17 protein-coding genes and 1 pseudogene are annotated in these 16877 nt (G+C 66.6%); 9 read left to right on the top strand and 9 right to left on the bottom strand.

The genetic code is table 11. From position 1 onward, the window contains the following. Positions 1–78 precede the first annotated feature (78 nt). A complete protein-coding gene (locus tag ACFU4Z_RS17525; protein WP_379064045.1) occupies positions 79–456 on the bottom strand; it encodes a winged helix-turn-helix transcriptional regulator in 378 nt (125 codons plus the stop codon). 115 nt (positions 457–571) lie between these two features. Between ACFU4Z_RS17525 and ACFU4Z_RS17520 the strand changes: the two genes are divergently transcribed. From ACFU4Z_RS17520 to ACFU4Z_RS17505, 4 genes are all read left to right on the top strand, one after another. Beyond that, entirely contained in the window at positions 572–1084 is a 513-nt protein-coding gene (locus ACFU4Z_RS17520; protein WP_379064043.1) for a luciferase family protein, read from the top strand. Positions 1085–1094: 10 nt separating this feature from the next. Further along, positions 1095–1706 (top strand): malonic semialdehyde reductase, encoded by a 612-nt coding sequence (locus ACFU4Z_RS17515; RefSeq protein ID WP_379064041.1) that lies wholly within the window; start codon positions 1095–1097, stop codon positions 1704–1706. A 214-nt stretch (positions 1707–1920) separates the two neighbouring features. Next, positions 1921–2835 carry an STAS domain-containing protein gene (locus tag ACFU4Z_RS17510; RefSeq protein WP_379064039.1) on the top strand — a complete coding sequence of 305 codons (915 nt, stop codon included), beginning with the start codon at positions 1921–1923 and terminating at the stop codon, positions 2833–2835. 147 nt (positions 2836–2982) lie between these two features. Next, complete coding sequence (locus ACFU4Z_RS17505; RefSeq protein ID WP_379064037.1) at positions 2983–3771, top strand: M15 family metallopeptidase; 789 nt, start codon at positions 2983–2985, stop codon at positions 3769–3771. 19 nt (positions 3772–3790) lie between these two features. On the opposite strand, the gene ACFU4Z_RS17500 is transcribed toward ACFU4Z_RS17505, so the two are convergent. Together ACFU4Z_RS17500 and ACFU4Z_RS17495 are read right to left on the bottom strand one after the other, a co-directional pair. Beyond that, positions 3791–4303 (bottom strand): hypothetical protein, encoded by a 513-nt coding sequence (locus ACFU4Z_RS17500; protein WP_379064035.1) that lies wholly within the window; start codon positions 4301–4303, stop codon positions 3791–3793. A 150-nt stretch (positions 4304–4453) separates the two neighbouring features. Then, entirely contained in the window at positions 4454–4969 is a 516-nt protein-coding gene (locus tag ACFU4Z_RS17495; protein WP_379064033.1) for a MarR family winged helix-turn-helix transcriptional regulator, read from the bottom strand. A gap of 754 nt (positions 4970–5723) precedes the next feature. Here ACFU4Z_RS17495 and ACFU4Z_RS17490 point away from each other — a divergent pair. From ACFU4Z_RS17490 to ACFU4Z_RS17480, 3 genes are all read left to right on the top strand, one after another. Then, complete coding sequence (locus ACFU4Z_RS17490; RefSeq protein WP_379064031.1) at positions 5724–6521, top strand: SAM-dependent methyltransferase; 798 nt, start codon at positions 5724–5726, stop codon at positions 6519–6521. 116 nt (positions 6522–6637) lie between these two features. Further along, positions 6638–7042 carry a BlaI/MecI/CopY family transcriptional regulator gene (locus ACFU4Z_RS17485; protein ID WP_379064029.1) on the top strand — a complete coding sequence of 135 codons (405 nt, stop codon included), beginning with the start codon at positions 6638–6640 and terminating at the stop codon, positions 7040–7042. Between the two features lie 348 nt (positions 7043–7390). Then, complete coding sequence (locus tag ACFU4Z_RS17480; RefSeq protein WP_379064027.1) at positions 7391–8392, top strand: M56 family metallopeptidase; 1002 nt, start codon at positions 7391–7393, stop codon at positions 8390–8392. Positions 8393–8670: 278 nt separating this feature from the next. Here ACFU4Z_RS17480 and ACFU4Z_RS17475 read toward each other — a convergent pair whose 3' ends face one another. The 6 genes from ACFU4Z_RS17475 to ACFU4Z_RS17450 all read right to left on the bottom strand — a co-directional run bounded on the left by ACFU4Z_RS17475 (position 8671) and on the right by ACFU4Z_RS17450 (position 14867). Continuing rightward, positions 8671–8991: a CopG family transcriptional regulator gene (locus tag ACFU4Z_RS17475; RefSeq protein ID WP_379064024.1), complete on the bottom strand. Its 321-nt coding sequence runs from the start codon at positions 8989–8991 to the stop codon at positions 8671–8673. Beyond that, complete coding sequence (locus tag ACFU4Z_RS17470) at positions 8984–9262, bottom strand: hypothetical protein (protein ID WP_379064022.1); 279 nt, start codon at positions 9260–9262, stop codon at positions 8984–8986. Before ACFU4Z_RS17470 ends, ACFU4Z_RS17475 begins: the two co-directional genes overlap by 8 nt. 136 nt (positions 9263–9398) lie before the next feature. Then, positions 9399–10688 (bottom strand): DUF4153 domain-containing protein, encoded by a 1290-nt coding sequence (locus ACFU4Z_RS17465; RefSeq protein ID WP_379064019.1) that lies wholly within the window; start codon positions 10686–10688, stop codon positions 9399–9401. Positions 10689–11829: 1141 nt separating this feature from the next. Then, positions 11830–12858 carry an ATP-binding protein gene (locus ACFU4Z_RS17460; RefSeq protein WP_379064017.1) on the bottom strand — a complete coding sequence of 343 codons (1029 nt, stop codon included), beginning with the start codon at positions 12856–12858 and terminating at the stop codon, positions 11830–11832. Next, a complete protein-coding gene (locus ACFU4Z_RS17455; protein ID WP_379064015.1) occupies positions 12855–13559 on the bottom strand; it encodes a response regulator in 705 nt (234 codons plus the stop codon). Before ACFU4Z_RS17455 ends, ACFU4Z_RS17460 begins: the two co-directional genes overlap by 4 nt. 507 nt (positions 13560–14066) lie before the next feature. Then, a complete protein-coding gene (locus tag ACFU4Z_RS17450) occupies positions 14067–14867 on the bottom strand; it encodes an SAM-dependent methyltransferase (RefSeq protein ID WP_379064013.1) in 801 nt (266 codons plus the stop codon). Between the two features lie 349 nt (positions 14868–15216). On the opposite strand from ACFU4Z_RS17450, the gene ACFU4Z_RS17445 reads away from it, so the two are divergent. Together ACFU4Z_RS17445 and ACFU4Z_RS17440 are read left to right on the top strand one after the other, a co-directional pair. Continuing rightward, positions 15217–15933 (top strand): S1 family peptidase, encoded by a 717-nt coding sequence (locus ACFU4Z_RS17445; protein ID WP_379064011.1) that lies wholly within the window; start codon positions 15217–15219, stop codon positions 15931–15933. A gap of 79 nt (positions 15934–16012) precedes the next feature. Next, positions 16013–16534 (top strand): annotated as a pseudogene (locus ACFU4Z_RS17440) (SGNH/GDSL hydrolase family protein); the annotation flags it as partial. Positions 16535–16877 lie beyond the last annotated feature (343 nt).

Here is a 16877-nt window from a genome sequence, read left to right as displayed (position 1 = left end):
GGGGGCGGGCTGGCAATCTCCTCCAACGCCCACCTGGGGGGGTGGTGCGCTCCCCCGCGCCGGAATTTTCGCAGGCGCTCACGCGCCCGCGTGGTCGGGGGGGGGGGGGGGGAGCACCTCGGCCTGGTGCTCGCCCGACCAGTCCACGATGCTGCCGAACACCGGGGCCAGCGTCGCGGCCAGCGAGGTCGCCGCGTACTCCACCCGCGGCGGCACCTCGGCGTAGTAGGTACGGGCAACCAAGCCGTCACGTTCGAGTTGACGCAAGCGCTGGGTCAGCACCTTCGGTGTCAGGCCGGGGATGCGCTGCTGCAATTGGGTGAAGCGGAGTCGGCCGTCATGGGTCAGCACCCACAGCACCTGCGTCGACCATCGCCCGAAGACGAGGTCGATCACCGGCGTGATCGGGCACGGATCCACGGTCGCGGTCAACCCCGCGCGGGGCACAGTCGTCATCGGTCCTCCGGTCGATCCGCTTTCCTCTTGGTAACTACTATACTTTGGAAAGTACTGTGAATCCCAGCAGCCGCGCACACCGCATGAGTGAGCGAAAACCCAAGGGAGCACAGCGATGACGACGACCGTGCACAACCGGCCGGGACTACCCCCGCGATCCGGGAACCCGCCTCTCACGCGAGCACACAATCCACACCAGCAACTCGACCAGACCGCGCCGACGATCCTGCAGGAGGCCCTGTGGGCACGCATGGTCACCCTCGACGGCGTTATCGTCGGCCGCAGCGGCGTATCCCTCGCCGACACCCGCGCACTGCATCTGCGACCGGCCGACGCCTACGGTCCCGCCGAGGCGTTTCTGGCGGGCACCGAATTCGCGCACCTGCACGGGCACACCGACGGCAGCCTGCACATGTGCCTGCCGACGGAGGTCGTCGCGGAGGCGATCACCCGCGGCTGGGCGGAGCTGCATCCGATGGCGCGGCAGCGATTCCTGCCCGCGACGGTGGTGATGGTCTACGGGCCGCGCGACACCGACGAATTGAAGATCACCTGGCGGTTGGTCCTCGCCAGCTACCAGTTCGCCCGCGGAGTGCGCGGGAGCGACACCGAGCCCGTCGACAACTGAGGAGACACCTGTGAACACCGCTCAGCCCACCACCTATCTCACGCTGGCCGCCGACGCCCAGAATCTGCTGTTCCGCGAGGCGCGCACCGCCAACGCCTTCGCCGACGATCCGGTCGACGACGCGCAGATCCGCGACATCTACGAACTCGTCAAGTACGGGCCGACCTCCATGAATCAACAGCCGCTTCGCGTCGTGCTCGTGCGCAGTCCGCAGGCGCGCGACCGCCTTGTCACCCACATGATCGACAACAACAAGCCCAAGACCGCCGGCGCGCCGCTGACCGCAATTCTGGCCGCCGACTTGAACTTCCACGATCAGCTGCCGAAGGTGTTCCCCCATGCACCGGATGCCAAGGACTACTTCGCCGACGACGCCTACCGCACGGAATCAGCGCGCTTCAATGCCCTGATCCAGGTCGGTTACTTCATTCTCGGCATTCGCGCCGCCGGGTTGGCGGCAGGCCCGATGAACGGCTTCGACGCCGCGGGCGTCGACAAGGAATTCTTCCCCGACGGAAACCACAGTTCGCTCGTCGTCGTCAATATCGGCAAGCCGGGACCGAACGCCTGGTTCCCGCGTTCGCCTCGGCTCGACTACGACGAGGTCGTGACGACGGCATAGTTTCCCGCCTGATCGGACAGGGTTCCCGGCCGTCGCGGGGACCCTGTCCGATAGATGGCTCCGGCACCGGGCTGTCCGAACTTCCTGCGACGACAGAAACCGGCGATTCGCCGGACCTGGGTATAGGCTTTCGCCTGCTGGTCGGCAGAGGTCCACGGACGCCGTGGATGCGCAGGCCGCAATCGGGTGCAGACCGCCCGAGTAGGGATCGGAGATGGTGTTGCCCAAGGTGTTGCTCGACGGAAGCATCGCGACGATCTCCACCGGATCCAGCGAAAGCCTGCTCTCCGAGCTGGTGGAGCACCTGCGGCAGAACCGGACGGTCCTGCGCGAGGAATGGGCGCGCCGCATCACCGAAGCACAGCTGCTCACCGCGATGACACCCGATGAGATGTTCTCCGAGGCGACATCGGTATATGACAACTACGTCGCGGTGCTGGAGACCGGTTCCGTGGAAGCGCTGCAGGACTACGCACGCGATCTGTCCGAACGCATCATTCCGCGTGGCGTGGAAACCGATGAGGTCCTCGGTATCGTGCTGCTGCTGCGCGATGTGCTCGCGCGCTCGTTGTTCGAGAAATACCAGGGCGACTTCGATCTGCTCAACCAGGTCCTCGACGCCTACGAACCGGCCGCCAACCGCATCGCCAACACCGTCGGCGTCTCCTTTGTCCAGGAACGCGAGCGCATCATCCGCCAACAGCAGGAAGCGATCCGGGAGTTGTCGACTCCCGTGCTCCAGGTGCGTGAGCAGCTGCTGATTCTGCCGATCATCGGCGTGCTCGATGGGCAGCGGGCTCGTCAGCTCACCGAACAGCTGCTGAGCGCCATTCGGCGCAATCGCGCCAAGGTCGTCGTCATCGACATCACGGGTGTGCCGACGATCGACTCCACCGTCGCCAACCACCTCGTGCAGACGGTCGAAGCATCCGGCTTGATGGGGGCCAGCGTGATCATCACCGGCCTGTCCTCAGAGATCGCGTTGACCTTGGTGACGATCGGGTTGGACCTGTCGAAGATGAACGCCGTCGGCGACCTGCAGGGTGGCATCGAGGAGGCCGAACGCCTACTCGGCTACGACGTCACCCGCAGTGGCGCCGGAGATTTTCTGCATACGGGCGAGCGGTGATGGGGCCGCGCGCTCGAGCAGGCATCGATGATGCCGTGATGTCGGCAAAGCGCCCGCATATCACGCCGGTGGTGACCTACGGTGTCCGTCGAAGGCCGAGCGCGCATGAAAGTGGTTGCGCCCGAGCCGGAATCGCGAGGAGGAAACATGAGCTTCCGGTCGTTGCTGCGACATCTCGGCACGCTGGCGCTGGCATGCGTGATGACGGTGACGGTCGCGGCATGTGAGGCCAGCCGTTCCGAAGCGCCGCAGGCAGGCGAGGAAGCGTTCGTCTCCGTCACCGACGTCGATCCGACGATCCTCGTCGATGCTCGCTATTTCGGGCAGCACAATTTCCTCGGTACCCGGGTCGCCGGATATGAGGCGCCCAAGTGCCTGCTGACCAAGCAGGCGGCAGCGGCCCTCGCGCAGGTGCAGCAGGAGCTGCGGCCGATGAATCTCACGCTGAAGACCTACGACTGCTACCGTCCGCAACGTGCCGTCGACCACTTCGTCGCCTGGGCACGCGATCTCGGCGATGTGAAGATGAAGGCCGAGTTCTACCCCGCGGTGGACAAGGCGAACCTGTTCCGGGATGGCTACATCGCCGAGAAGTCGGGCCATAGCCGGGGCAGCACGCTGGACCTCGCCATTGTGGCGCTGCCCGCGCCCGAGACCGAGCTGTATCACGAGGGTGATCCGCTGCGTGAGTGTTTCCGGCCCGCGGATCAGCGGTTCCGTGACGACATGCTCGATTTCGGCACCGGATACGACTGCTTCGATCCCGCGGCGCACACCGCGAACCCGGCCGTCGGCGGCACCCAGCGGGCAGTGCGCACGCTGCTGACGAACCTGATGGATGAGCACGGGTTCAAGAACCTCGCCGAGGAATGGTGGCATTTCACTTTGAAGGAAGAACCCTTCCCGCAGACCTACTTCGACTTCCCCGTCCGCTGAGAAGGCCCGGCCGCGGCGGCTAGGGCAGCGGAGCCGTCGTCGCGTTCAAACGCTCTACGTATTCGTCGTTGATCAGGTGGTAGGCCTCACCCAGATCGTCGAGTGCCTGCCGCCATCGGGATTCGGCGTCGCCGTCGCCGGGGTTGCGGCTCAGCGCCAACAACGTCTCGGTGGCATCGGCCGACCGCGCCGCGGCATCGAGCAGAATCGGCGCGGGATCGACCGTCGTCTCGGCGGCCAACGCCTCGATGCGGTCGCGCAGCCGCCGTGCGTCGAAACCTGCTTGCACGCAAGCATTCGCACCGGGCGCCTGCCGGGTGCTCATCGCAGCGGCACGAGCGACCTCGTCCTCGGCCGTCGCCGTGGAGAGCACCTGTCGCATTTCGCCACCTAGCGCGTGACATAGCAAACCGACCAACAACGGGCGCTCCGAATCCGGCCCGCGAACACCCGCGCTGTCCGGCTCGCCGAACTCCGCAGGATCTATGTGCAGAATCGCCAGCACGGCCCGCAACTGTGCGATCGTCACCATCGTGTAGCCCTACCCATCCGTCGCAGCGGCCCTCGGCCGCACCATGGACCTTGGCAAAACAGTGGGGTCCGGACCAAACCGGCGGACCGGTAGCCCACCAGTAGCCACCGCGCCGGTCCCACCAGTGCGTGAGGGTCAACGCGGACGCCCTCAGCCTGCGACTGCCGAGACGATCGGCCGGTCCTCGGTTCCGCTACACACGGCGCCCGCCTCGCTCAGCGCACCGGCAAGATGGTCCGACAGCATCTCACACATGGCGGCCAGCTGGTCCTTGCGGTCGGAGTCGAGGGCGTCGAAAACCAGGCTTCGCACCATGTTCAGGTATTCCGGAGTCGCTTGGTCCACCTTTCGACAGCCGTCCGCGGTGATGACGGCGTACACCCCGCGCGGTCCCGCCGCGGCACTGCGCACCGCCCAACCCCTGCGCTCCAGCTTGGACACGGCATGGGACAACCGCGATGTCGAGGCGTTCGCCGCGCCGGCCAGCTCGGTCATGCGCATCCGATGATCGGATTCTTCCGACAACAGCGCCAGCACACGGTATTCGAAATGGGTGACCCCGAATTCGCGTTGCAGCAGGCCATCCAGGGCACTCGGCAGGCGTGTCGTCACCGTCACCATCGCCCGCCAGGCCCGCTCTTCGGTGTGGTCGAGCGTCGTCGCCATGTCTTGCCCCCGCTTTCAGCCAAGTGACATCGAGTCCCGTGTTCGGATGTGCACCGCGTCGGCTACCCGACGCGACGACAACAGTTTGCCGTGCCTTCGCTGGATCCACGAAACCCTATACAAACGAGCGAACACTGTCCATGGTTGGACGAACCCTGAGATCTGGGTGTCCGCCGGGCGTGCCACGACCCGATCCCTGCGCATCGTGCGGTCGCCGACGCTTGTCTACCGCGTCTGCACATGACACGCCAGCGCGGCGGCGATCGGCCGGGCCCGTCGCGTCCTCGTCGACGATGTATGCCGGGCTGGATTTGTTGATGATGCGCCGGAATTCCGCGACGGCTTCCGGTTCGTTGGTCACGTGTTTCCGGGATATCGAAGTGGTCCCGGATGAATATGGCCTGATACGGCTTGGAGTTATCGGAATCATCGGCACTGGTCCGATTGGCCACCCGGGCAGGCCGATTCCAGCCGGTCATCCATGGCGAGATGCACCTTCATCGCACGCGCGACGAGTGCCGGATCGGCGATGACCTCGGTAAGTTCGGTCCAGGCCGAGAGTTCGTATTCCGGGCGACGGCTAGTCGAGCAAGCCTGATCCGGCCGTGATGGGTGCGCCGAGCGAGATCCCCTGTGCCACTCGGGACTTCGTCGATGCGATGGAATGCTCGATTGAGCCGCACGAACGAAGCCGCCGTGCTTAGGTTCATCTGGTTCGGAATGGCTGTGAAAAAGTTGTGCAGGAGGATGGGCGATGACGGGTTCTGAGTCGGTGGGCTTCGACACGACCAAACCGAGCATCGCGCGCGTCTACGACGCGCTACTGGGCGGGACCGACAACTATCCCGCCGATCACGCGGTTGTCGAGCATCTTGCCGAGACGCTGCCGGGGATCAGTGAAGTCGCTCAGGTGAATCGGGCCATGCTCGGTCGCGGCGTCCGCTACCTCGCGGGCGCGGCGGGCATCACACAGTTCCTCGATCTCGGCGCCGGGCTGCCCACCATGGAGAACACCCACCAGGTCGCGCAGGCGCTGCAACCGGGTGCGAAAGTCGCCTACGTCGATATCGATCCAGTCGCGTTGGCACACGGTCGCGCGCTGGTGGAGAACAACGAAGGGACCGTGGTCGTGGCCGCGGACCTGCGCACCCCCACCGAAGTTCTCGACGATCCCGCGGTTCGCCAGACGATCGACTTCACCAGCCCGGTCGCTGTCATGCTCGTCGGGATCCTCCACCACCTGCACGACGATGAGGATCCCGCGGCCATCGTCGACAGCTATCTCAGTGCCGTGCCCTCGGGCAGCTACCTGTTCATCACCCACTTCTGTGACTCGGGTCCTGAGGCACGCGCGCTGGAGAAGTCGTTCCTGGAATTCCTCGGCACCGGCCGGTTCCGGACGCGCGAGGAGGTACTCGGCCTGTTCCGGGGTCTGGAACCGGTCGAGCCCGGTCTGGTATATCTGCCAGAATGGCGGCCCGCCCACGGCGACCCCGGGGAGCTGAGCATCACCCAACGGCTGATGGTCGGCGGGATTGCGCGCAAACCCTGAGGGTCCGACGATGTGTTGGCGCGCGCATCACGGCGCCTGAAAGTACTATGTACGTACGCAGAAAGTAGTGCGCGACGGGATGCCGGTCCCACCACCGCCACTACTGGAGGTGAACTATGCGCGTACGGAGATTCGGCGAGCTCGAAGCGGTCATCATGGACCGAGTCTGGGATCGCGACGAACCGACCACTGTCCGTGGGATTCTCGACGAGATCAGCGCCGAACGCGAGATCGCGTACACCACGGTGATGTCGACCATGGACAATTTGCATCGCAAAGGCTGCCTCGAGCGGGAACGCGTCGGCAAGGCGTACTGGTATCAACCCACGCTTTCCCGTGAGCAATACAGCGCAAGTCTGATGCACGAGGCCCTCCACGGTGGTGGCCGATCAGATCTGGTGCTGGCCTATTTCGTCGAGCAGATCGACGCCGAGGAGTCGGCGGGACTGCGTGCCGCACTGCGACTTCGGCGAGATCTGCCGCAACCGAAGCCGACGGAAAGCCTGTCCCAGCAGCAGTGAACGCGTCCGGCGACCTCGAAAGTCGCCGGACAACGCGCGCAGGCTTGCCACGCGTGGCAATGCCGCTCGCACTACGCCTGCTGCCCTGCGCACCGGACAGCCGCTGCCGCACGCTGCGACATGTCGGTTCAATAGCTTTTTGCCACAACGCCTTTCACATCCGGCCCAGCCGGGATTCCTGGATGCGCCTCGCTTCCTGGACAAGCAGATATTACGTATGTAGATAGTAGGTGTCCGCTAGGTTAAGTGCATTCGCGGTGTGCCGCACGGCTCGACGCCGATCGACAGGAGGAACGCCTTGATGCGTTTTCACGCATTCAAGACTTCGAAGCAGCACAGCACCGAGCTATGCGCCAGGATCCGGCGCCCTGTCGCACCGCGGGCCGCCGGATGAGCGAGGCGGTCTGCCTGATCCTCTCGAGCTTCGCCGTCGCCGTGCTGGCTCCGCGCCCGCTCGCGCGACTCACCCGTGGCATCGCGCCACAATTCGAACTCGTCGCGTGGCTGAGCGCGATCGGGTCGGTCATCGTCTCATGGACGGTGGTCCCGGTGATCGTCGTCGCCTACGTGATCATTGATGTGGCCGAGCCGGGCCGTCCGGTGCTCGACAGCTGCTACACCCAACTGCACGACGCCGCCACCGGCCACTACGGACTCCTGGTGCAGGGCGGGTTCGTCGCACTCACCGGGTTCGCGATGTGCGCGGGAGTGGTGCTGCTCGTCCGCGTCGGACGGTGGTTTCTCCTGGCCCGCAGCACCACCCACGAGCACGCGCGAATGGTTCGGATGGCCGGGCGGCACGATGCCGGATTGGACGCCATAGTGCTGGAGGTCGCTCAACCGGCCGCCTACAGCGTGGCGGGCAAGCCACACACCGTCGTCGTCACGCGCGGCGCGATCGCCGCACTCGATCAGTACCAGTTGCGTGCCGTATTGGAGCACGAGCGTGCCCATCTCGCTGGTCGGCACCATCTGTGGCTCGCACTGACGCGGGGGCTCGCGGCCAATCTCTCCCGGATCGAGCTGTTCACCCTCGGCGCGACCGAAGTCGCCCGACTCCTGGAGATGTGCGCAGACGACGCGGCCGCGCGGGTGCACGGCCGACCGGCTGTTTTGCGCGCCCTGCTCACCCTTTCCGGCATCCCCGAAGCCGCCTCCGCGGTGCTCGGCATGAACGGGGTCGACCTTCCCGCGCGCGTCGAGCGGCTGATCCCCTCGGTCGAACCGCGGCCGGGAGTTCGCGCCCACCTCGTACTGGGAGCTGTTGTCGCACTGGTGATCATCGGGCCGCTGGCGTCGGCGACGTTGGCCGCCATTGGCATTGCCCTGTCTGCGCCGCTGCTCGGCTGATCGCCACCGTCACCACAGTCCTGTGCACGGCGCAATCCATCGCCTTCGAGTTGCCGAGGGCGTTCGAGCGATCCCGTCGATTGCCAGTCATGAATCCTTGGTTCGACCGGCGGGTGGCATCAGCAGCTCGTCGATGTCGCGGCGTCGTTGCGTGCCAGGATGGCGCCACACCCGCCCACGACAATCGGCGCGTCCAGTGCGCATCCGGCAATTCCGAACCCCGACACGCAGCCACCACAATCGGCGCGTGCGGGTGTGTTGCCGACCGGTGCTGTCTGCTAGGCCGATCGGCGCAATGGATGCAGGGCGGCGAGAGCGCGGAGTGCGTCGGCGCGGGAGATCGGCTGGTCGTTCTCCAGGGCGGCGAGCTCGAGTTCGATCCAGTCGCGGATCAGTGCCGACATGGTGACGTTGCGATCTTCGGCGGCCCGCTTCACCCGCTGATGCAGCTCGAACGGGATGCGCAGCGACGTGGTGACGGTGACCGCGTCTTCGCGCAGCACCGGCGGCGCTTCGGCCGGGTCCACCTGCTCGTCACCGAATTCGAGGCCGGCCAGGAAGTCCTGGACGTCCTCTGGGTTCGTCGGATAGTCAGTCATCGGCGTGCTCCCAACGCTCGAACTCCGCGACCTGCGTGTCTGCCATCTCGACGGCACCCAGGATGTCCCACTGCCAGTCCTCGGTCCGGCGGACGGCGATGATGAGCGGCCTGCCTGCGTTGGTGCGGCCCCACACTGTCAGGACCGCCAGCCCGCCGGGGCCGCGCGCCCGCCGAGGCCATCGGCGAACACCGGTGAGCACTTGCAACACCTCGCGGGGGTCGATCCCGATTAGTGACAGCAATGCCCACTCAGGCCAGTTATAACCCACAAGCAGGGATAATACAAGTGTATTGCCGTCGAGGGCGGGTGGGCTGCCAGGCAGTCCCCCGCTGAGCGGCAGATGCGCGCTCCCTTCCGCGCCGACCTTCGCGACGGCTGGTCGAGAGTGCGCGCACCTGCCCGACTCATCGTGCGCGTGCCCGTGACAAATTCCAGCTCTGCCAGCTGTCACCATCGAGGTCCGCGCGAATCCGATCGAGCACCTCGGCGCGCAGCGGTTCCGGCAGACGCTGCAGAGCCGGGACGATATCCGGCGAAAGGGTGCCCAGGTACTCGGTGTCGACGTTCTTCCCGTGCTGCCAACGGTCGATGTTCTTGTCGGCGACAAGACCTTCAGGGTTCAGTACGGCGAGGATGACCAGAGTTGCGGTGGCGGTGCCTATCGCGGCACGGGGCAGCCAGGCACGGTCCAGCCGAAGCACCGCGGCGATCACCAGCAGGTAGACCAGGCCGAGCCACAGTTCGCACACCTCGACCAACAGTCGCAGCACCGTGAATCCATACGCCTGCTGATAGGTCCACATCCGGCCGAGCGCGGACGCGACAATGACCAACGAGAGCACGCTCACCGCGCACAGCAGCGTTCGCAACCACAGCCGATCTGCCGCCGAATCCTTTGCCGCCCAACGCAAGACGACCAGGATGACGGCAAGGGTCAGCATCGTCACGATCGACAGCTGCCAGAAACCGCTGCGGGCGTACTCGGCGTAGGTGAGCCCGGCGGTCCGCTGCACGTAGTTGTCACCACCGAACAGCGCAACGAACTGTGCACCGACGAAGAGCGCGAACAGCGCCGTCAGCGCGCCGACGGGCAACGTCCATTCCAGTCGTCGCAGCGATCGACCGGTCCCGGCGTCTTCCTCGTCGAAGGCCGGGGCAGGCGGTCCGGCCAGCAGGTACATCGCACCGAGTGAGCCCAGCCCCACAACAGCGAACAGAACAGTCCACTGCGCGATCGCTCCGGCGTCGAGCTCTGGCGTCACGCTCGCGAGCAGGTTCGCGAACGTCGCGTCCGCCCCACCCAGGAGCGGCACGAACACCGCCAACAGCACGATCGTCACCGCTATCGACGCCACGACCCGCCACGACCTGTCCTGACCACTCCCGCGCACCCGGCCGATCGCCGCGTACACCCACGGCAACGCCGCGAACGACTCGATCGGCACCGCGATCACGTCGTACCACACGCCATTGGCCGATCGCCGCCCTACGGCCGCCAACGATCCGGCCACACACGCGGCGAGTACGCACAGTACGAACAGCCATCCGGCGGCGCGGAACGCACCCACCGCGAGCAACGCCAATGCCGAGGCCGACCACCAGATCCGGCCCCAATTCCCCAGGATGCCGCCGGTGCTGTCCGCGAGAGCCGACAACGGCGTCGTCGCCTCGTCCGCGACCGACGCAGTCCCCACGACCGCTCCCGCAGTGTGCTCCGATCCAATTTCTGTTCCGGCGACGTGCTCAGCTCCGGCCGCGCCGGACCCCACCTGCACAGCCCCGGTCGTTGCCGACCCCTCCCGCACAGCTCCAGCCTTTGCTGACTCGGGCTCGGCAAAAGTGACCTCCGCGGTCCCGTCCGCGGACACACCCCGAGACCCATCATCCGATGCGGACTCGGCACCAGCTCCCGCGGTGCGCCGCGCACGCCGATCTACCACGAACACCGCGGCCGCCGCCACCGCTCCAGCCAGCACCCAGCCGACCCCTGGACGATCCAGCGGAATCAGGACCGCGCCGCCTACCCCCGCGATGCCCACAGCAGGCAGCACACCCGATGGACAGGTGACTCGCCCCCACCTCGGCGGTAGCGGTACCCATGATCTCGGCGCGTAGAGCGGTTGAACTGCGGCCGGACCAGGCAGCATCCGGTTGCCCTGCGACGTCGATGGTGACTCCTGCCAGACAGGCGAAAGGAGCCGCGTAGGACGTGTCGGAACCGACGAGGTTGCTCGCCAACCTGCGCTCCACGGCGGCGCCGCATGATCGGAATCCGCCGCACTGCGAGGAGTCGTCGGCGTCTCATCCGACGCGATGTCACCTGCCGGCACCGACATCCTGTCGGAGTGAGGCTCGGCGGATGTCGACGCAGCGGACGAAACCCCCTCGGCTGCGGAGTCGGCGACGATCGCCGCGTCCAACGCATTACTCTGGCCGCCCACCCCGGCATCGGATGCCTTTCCCTCGCGTGACATCACACCCTCTGTGGAAAGCGCAGCGCCGGTGTGCCCGGCTGAGGTCGGCGGCGTTGTTCTGTTCCATCGGTATGGCCGTGTCACGCGTATCGGCGACTCCGCCGATGTGGCCGGTTCATCCGGCACCGCCGATCGGGAGTCGGGGGTCGGGTCGTCCGACAGTGCGGGACTCTCCGCCACGGCCTCGTCATGCCGAGGATGGTCACCGCCGGATGGTCGTTTCGATGTCGGTGGTTCGTCTGGCGTCGTGGGTTGTTCGGGCATGAGGTTCCCCTCCAGTCGGTGTGCGGGATCGCCCCGGGACCTGTCGAGTGGTTCGGGGTGTGGTGAGCAGGGTTGGGCGAGGCGTGGTTCGGGGGCGTCAGCGGTCGGGCAGGACTACGCGGATGCGGGAGCCGGGGTCGGCCACGGCGATGGTGCCGCCGTGTAGGTCGACGACCCAGCGGGAGATGGCGAGGCCGAGGCCGGTGCCACCGCCGTCGGTGCGGCCGCCGCGGGTGAAGCGGTCGAAGACGCGGGCACGTTCGGCCGACGGGATGCCGGGTCCGTCGTCTTGGACCTCGATGACCAATTGGCCGTTGTGGGCATGCGCGGTGATCCGAACACGGCCGCCCGCGGGTCCGTGGCGGGCGGCGTTGTCGAGCAGATTCAACAGCACTTGATGCAGGCGTGCACGGTCTGCCGACACGCTCGCCGTGCTCGGTTGCACGTCGGTGCTGAATCGCACACCACGCCCGAGCGCCGCCGCCATCACCTCGGCCTCGGCGACGACCTGGGCGAGCAGCGGGACGACGGCGAGGCGTTCACGATCGAGCGGGAGCGCACCCGCCTCGATGCTGGACAGATCGAGGAGCTCGGAGACGAGCAAACCCAACCGCTCGGTCTGCGCGAGGGCTGTGCGCAGCGTCTTGGGGTCGGGCTCGGACACCCCGTCCACAAGGTTCTCCAGCACGGCATTGAGCGCGGTGATCGGCGTGCGCAGCTCATGGGAGACATTGGCGATGAGATCCCGGCGTTGCTGGTCGGCGGCAGCCAGGTCGGCGGCCATGTGATTGAACGCTTCCGCCAGCTGCCCGACCTCGTCGCGCGAACTCGCGCGAACTCGCCGTGTGTAGTCGCCGTGCGCCATCCGTTTGGCCGCGGCTGTCATCTCACGCAGCGGCCTGGTGATGCCGTGTGCCAGGAACTGCGAGGTCACCAAGGCGATGACGACTGCGGTGAGCGTGGTACGCGGCGGCAACCAGCCGATCTTGAGGCGAAAGAACCCGAAGGCAACCCCACCCGAAACCAGCATCAGGATCGCCAGCTTGAGCTTGATCGACCGGACCGGATCGAGCGGGCGCGGCAACACCTCGGCCACGAAGTCGCCGACCTTCTCCACGATGCTCATCGCGCCTCCAGCGCATAGCCGATACCGTGCACGGTGCGGATGAGGTCGGCGCCGAGCTTGCGGCGCAAGGCCTTGATGTGGCTGTCGACCGCGCGGGTGCCCGCGGCGTCGGCCCAGTCCCAGACTTCCTCGAGTAGACGTTCGCGGGCCAGCACCACGCGGGGCCTGCGGGCAAGTCGAGCGAGCAGCTCGAATTCGAGTGGGGTCAGCTGAGCTTCGACATCACCGCGCCAGACACGACGCTGATCGAGATCGATGCGCAGGTCGCCGACGACGATGGCGGCATCGTCACGGTCGGACGCGCGCTCCATGCGCCGCAGCAGTGCGTGTACCCGGGCTGCGAGCACACGCATGGAGAACGGTTTGGTCAGATAGTCGTCCGCACCGACGCCGAGCCCGATCAACTGATCGGTTTCATCGGTGCGAGCGGTGAGCATCAGCACCGGCACACCGCGCCCGGCCTGAATGCGCCGGCACACCTCGAGCCCATCGAACCCCGGCAGCATCACATCGAGCACGACAAGATCGGGCTCCCCCGCCTCCACAGCGGCGACCGCTGCGGGGCCGTCGTGCGCTATCTCGACGGTGAACCCCTCCGCTCGCAACCGTGCTGCGACAGACTCGGCGATGGTCACCTCGTCGTCGACGACGAGGATCCGACGCGATACCGGCTGCCCCGTGACCAGTGCGCTCTGCTCCATGCTCCGAAACCCTAGCCACCCACTGTGGAGAGAAGCGGCGTCAAATGTGGAGATTCCGTGTGTTCGCCGTTCACGGGAATTCGAAAGGCCACTCTGTATCGACTCGAGTCGCTCGACCGGCCAGATCGCGATCGGCCGCTGCTCCGAGGACTGCGCCCGGCCGTTGCCTCGGCTCCTCGGGCGGACACTGGGCACGGCTCGTGGTCGATGCCTTCGGGTTCGGCCCCGCGACCGAAGCGCAACAGGCACAAGGCGTTTGCGACATACAGGAGGGTGGAGCCTTCGTGGATGAAGACTCCAGGCCCGATGGGAGACCGATGAGGGTGGCCTGGACCGGACAGCAGCGATGAGCAGGGAGACGGCCAGGTTTTGGCGGATGATGCCCGTGGTGCGACGACTGCGGGCGACGGCGAGGGAGCGGCCGATGTCGTCGACCATCAGTGCGACGTCCGAGGTCTCGAGCCATGCGCGCTGTCAGCGCCGATCGGAAGCCCGTGCGGACCGCCGCTATTTGCGCGCTATCCCGCCGACCATCAGTCGCTCGGGCAGGGTGAGCTTGTCACGCACGATCCGGTCCGGACGCCATTCCGGCAGATACGCCAGCCCCGGCTCGACCAGTTCGAGACCACGGAACAGCCGCAGAATCTCCTCGCGCGTCCGGAACCGCCCCGTCCCCAGATATTCCAGGAACGACTCCTCCACCGGACCTGCCTCCGGGCCCTCGTTGATGAAGTGCGTGATGAACACGTGGCTCCCCGGCGGCACCGCGTCCAGGTAACCGTCCACCACTCCCTCGGGGTCCTCGCCGTCGTGCAGGTGATGCAACATGCCGACGAGCAGGACCGCGACCGGCTCGGAGAAATCGATCAATTTCTGCACGTCGGGATGGGCCAGGACCTTGTCCGGCTCGCGCAGGTCGGCGGTCACCACCCGAGTGCTCCTGTCCTGTTCCAGCAGAGCACGCCCGTGCGCCAACACAATTGGATCATTGTCGACATACACCACCCGCGCATCCGGCTGGAACGACTGGGCGACCTGGTGGGTGTTCTCCATGGTCGGCAGCCCCGCGCCGAGGTCGAGATACTGCTTCAGCCCGGCTTCACCGGCCAGGTACCGCACGCCGCGACCCAGGATCGCGCGATTCAATTTCGCAAGCACATCGACCTGCGGCATCGTCTCGACGAGGTGGTCGACCACGTGCTGGTCGACCTCGTAATAGTCTTTGCCGCCGAGCAGGGCGTCGTAGACTCGCGAAATACTCGGCTTGGTGGGATCGATGCCCACCGGTACCGACTCGGAACCCATCATCGTCACCCTCCCATGCAGGATCCGCATGTCTGGACCGTTCAGAGCAACCTAACCATGAGGGCCGGTGTCACGCGGCCTGATACGCCATTCTGTCGGGTTGCGGCGCACAACGGAAATCCGGAGCGCCACAACGGATCCTGCACCCAGGACTCGGTCATCGAGCGCGATCCGAGCACCGCCTTCCTGGACGTGTGATCGACGTCCGCGCTGGACGGTTGCCCATCCACAGGACGGTCGATCGTCGGTCCCGCAGAGCGGGCGCGGCTACACCAAACCGTGTCCGACCTGCAATGGAAGGGATGACACATGATCCAGTCCGCCGAGCGGGCCGCAGTGCACAGTTGACAGCATGTTTGCTAAGGGACGGATCGGGATTCGCGTGCTCGTGCCCGCGGCGGTCGCGCTCCTCGCTACCCACGGGTTCCCCGGGTCGGCGACAGCGGCAGACCAGCGGGCGGCGCTGGGCGGTGGATCGGGCATCGTGCTCGGCGGGCAATCGGCTTGCACCCTCACCACGATCGGTTTCGACCGCGCCGATCGGATGGTCGGACTGACCGCGGGACATTGCGCGGAGCTCGGCATGTCGGTCACATCCGAGCATGTGCCGCAGGCCGGGATCATCGGCACCGTGGCCTCGGTCGATCACCACGACGACTATGCCGTGATCGAGTTCGACCGCGGCAAAGTCCACCCGACCCGGCAAGTGACCTCGACACTCATCGCCGGAATCGGTACGCCGCCGCGCGAAGGCGACATCGTCTGCAAGAACGGGCGCACGTCCGGATTCAACTGCGGCGTCGTGTGGGACACCCACCGCTGGTGGTTCCAGAATCAAGTGTGCTCGCGACCGGGCGACTCGGGCGGTCCTGTCACCAGCGGCGACCGACTGGTCGGAATGAACGTCGGGCACATCGGGGTCAAGGTCCTCGGCGTGACTGTCTTCGACATCATGTGCCAGGGCACGGGGGTACCGGTCCACGATCCGTCGGTGGCCAGTCAAATCGGCATGGTGCTCGACGACATCGATCAGTCCGGCGGCATCGGAACCGGCTTCCGTCCGCTCTGACCGCACCGCCGATGGCCCGTAATTCCTGTGTGACCGTACGATATTCCTGCGCCGATGGCCGAACCCGCAGGAGCCGAACGTGGAGCCGAACACGACACCCGGACCGCACTACACCCGCTACGTGGCGATCGGGGACAGCCAGACCGAAGGCATCGGCGACCCCGACGACCACGGCGGACACCGCGGCTGGGCCGACCGGTTCGCCGAACGCCTCGGCGCGACCAACGCCGACCTGCACTACGCCAATCTGGCCATCCGCGGCCGTCGCGCCGCACAGATCCGCACCGAGCAGCTCCCAGCGGCCATCGCGCTGCAACCCGATCTCGTGACCGTGCTCGCGGGAATGAACGACATCATCCGGCCGCGCTTCGACCGGGACGCCCTGTTGGACCACCTCGACGCGATGTTCGCCGCGCTGACCGCACTCGACATCCGCGTCGTCACGTTCACCTTCCCCGACATCGGTGCGGTCGCGCCGTTCGCCCGGCCGCTCTCACCGCGCGTGCGTGCACTCAATGCCGACCTGCGTCGACTGGCTCGACAGCACGGCGTCACGCTGATCGACTTCGAGCCGGTCGCGGCCACCACCCACCCGAAGGTATGGGCGGAGGACCGATTGCATCTGAGTCCACTCGGCCACGACCTCGTCGCCCGTGCCGTCGCCGCCACGCTCAGCGTTCCCGGCGCGGACGAGACCTGGCGGCAGCCCCTGCCGCCGAACCGTCGCCGGGGCCGTCGCGGGCGAGGCGCGGTGGGCTGCCGATCATCTGCTGCCCTGGATGGTGCGACGCCTGCGCGGACGCTCGTCGGGCACGGACATCAAGCCCAAGCGGCCGGCCTTGCTCCCGGTGCCGACCTGACGGTGTCGGCCCGTCGGTCTCTGCAGGAGCGTCGATGGCAGTCGCCGCACCGCGACAGTCGATGCACATCGAGCTCAGACCGGT

This window comes from Nocardia sp. NPDC057440 (assembly GCF_042802915.1).
Classification (GTDB): domain Bacteria; phylum Actinomycetota; class Actinomycetes; order Mycobacteriales; family Mycobacteriaceae; genus Nocardia.
This window is presented reverse-complemented; position numbering and strand designations above follow the sequence as displayed.

Coding starts and splice junctions, on each gene's coding strand:
- ACFU4Z_RS17460 (WP_379064017.1), bottom strand. CDS start 12,858: ATGAGCATCGTGGAGAAGGTCGGCGACTTCGTGGCCGAGGTGTTGCCG.
- ACFU4Z_RS17485 (WP_379064029.1), top strand. CDS start 6,638: ATGCGCGTACGGAGATTCGGCGAGCTCGAAGCGGTCATCATGGACCGA.
- ACFU4Z_RS17455 (WP_379064015.1), bottom strand. CDS start 13,559: ATGGAGCAGAGCGCACTGGTCACGGGGCAGCCGGTATCGCGTCGGATC.
- ACFU4Z_RS17525 (WP_379064045.1), bottom strand. CDS start 456: ATGACGACTGTGCCCCGCGCGGGGTTGACCGCGACCGTGGATCCGTGC.
- ACFU4Z_RS17495 (WP_379064033.1), bottom strand. CDS start 4,969: ATGGCGACGACGCTCGACCACACCGAAGAGCGGGCCTGGCGGGCGATG.
- ACFU4Z_RS17505 (WP_379064037.1), top strand. CDS start 2,983: ATGAGCTTCCGGTCGTTGCTGCGACATCTCGGCACGCTGGCGCTGGCA.
- ACFU4Z_RS17520 (WP_379064043.1), top strand. CDS start 572: ATGACGACGACCGTGCACAACCGGCCGGGACTACCCCCGCGATCCGGG.
- ACFU4Z_RS17445 (WP_379064011.1), top strand. CDS start 15,217: ATGTTTGCTAAGGGACGGATCGGGATTCGCGTGCTCGTGCCCGCGGCG.
- ACFU4Z_RS17450 (WP_379064013.1), bottom strand. CDS start 14,867: ATGATGGGTTCCGAGTCGGTACCGGTGGGCATCGATCCCACCAAGCCG.
- ACFU4Z_RS17475 (WP_379064024.1), bottom strand. CDS start 8,991: ATGACTGACTATCCGACGAACCCAGAGGACGTCCAGGACTTCCTGGCC.
- ACFU4Z_RS17480 (WP_379064027.1), top strand. CDS start 7,391: ATGCGCCAGGATCCGGCGCCCTGTCGCACCGCGGGCCGCCGGATGAGC.
- ACFU4Z_RS17490 (WP_379064031.1), top strand. CDS start 5,724: ATGACGGGTTCTGAGTCGGTGGGCTTCGACACGACCAAACCGAGCATC.
- ACFU4Z_RS17510 (WP_379064039.1), top strand. CDS start 1,921: ATGGTGTTGCCCAAGGTGTTGCTCGACGGAAGCATCGCGACGATCTCC.
- ACFU4Z_RS17500 (WP_379064035.1), bottom strand. CDS start 4,303: ATGGTGACGATCGCACAGTTGCGGGCCGTGCTGGCGATTCTGCACATA.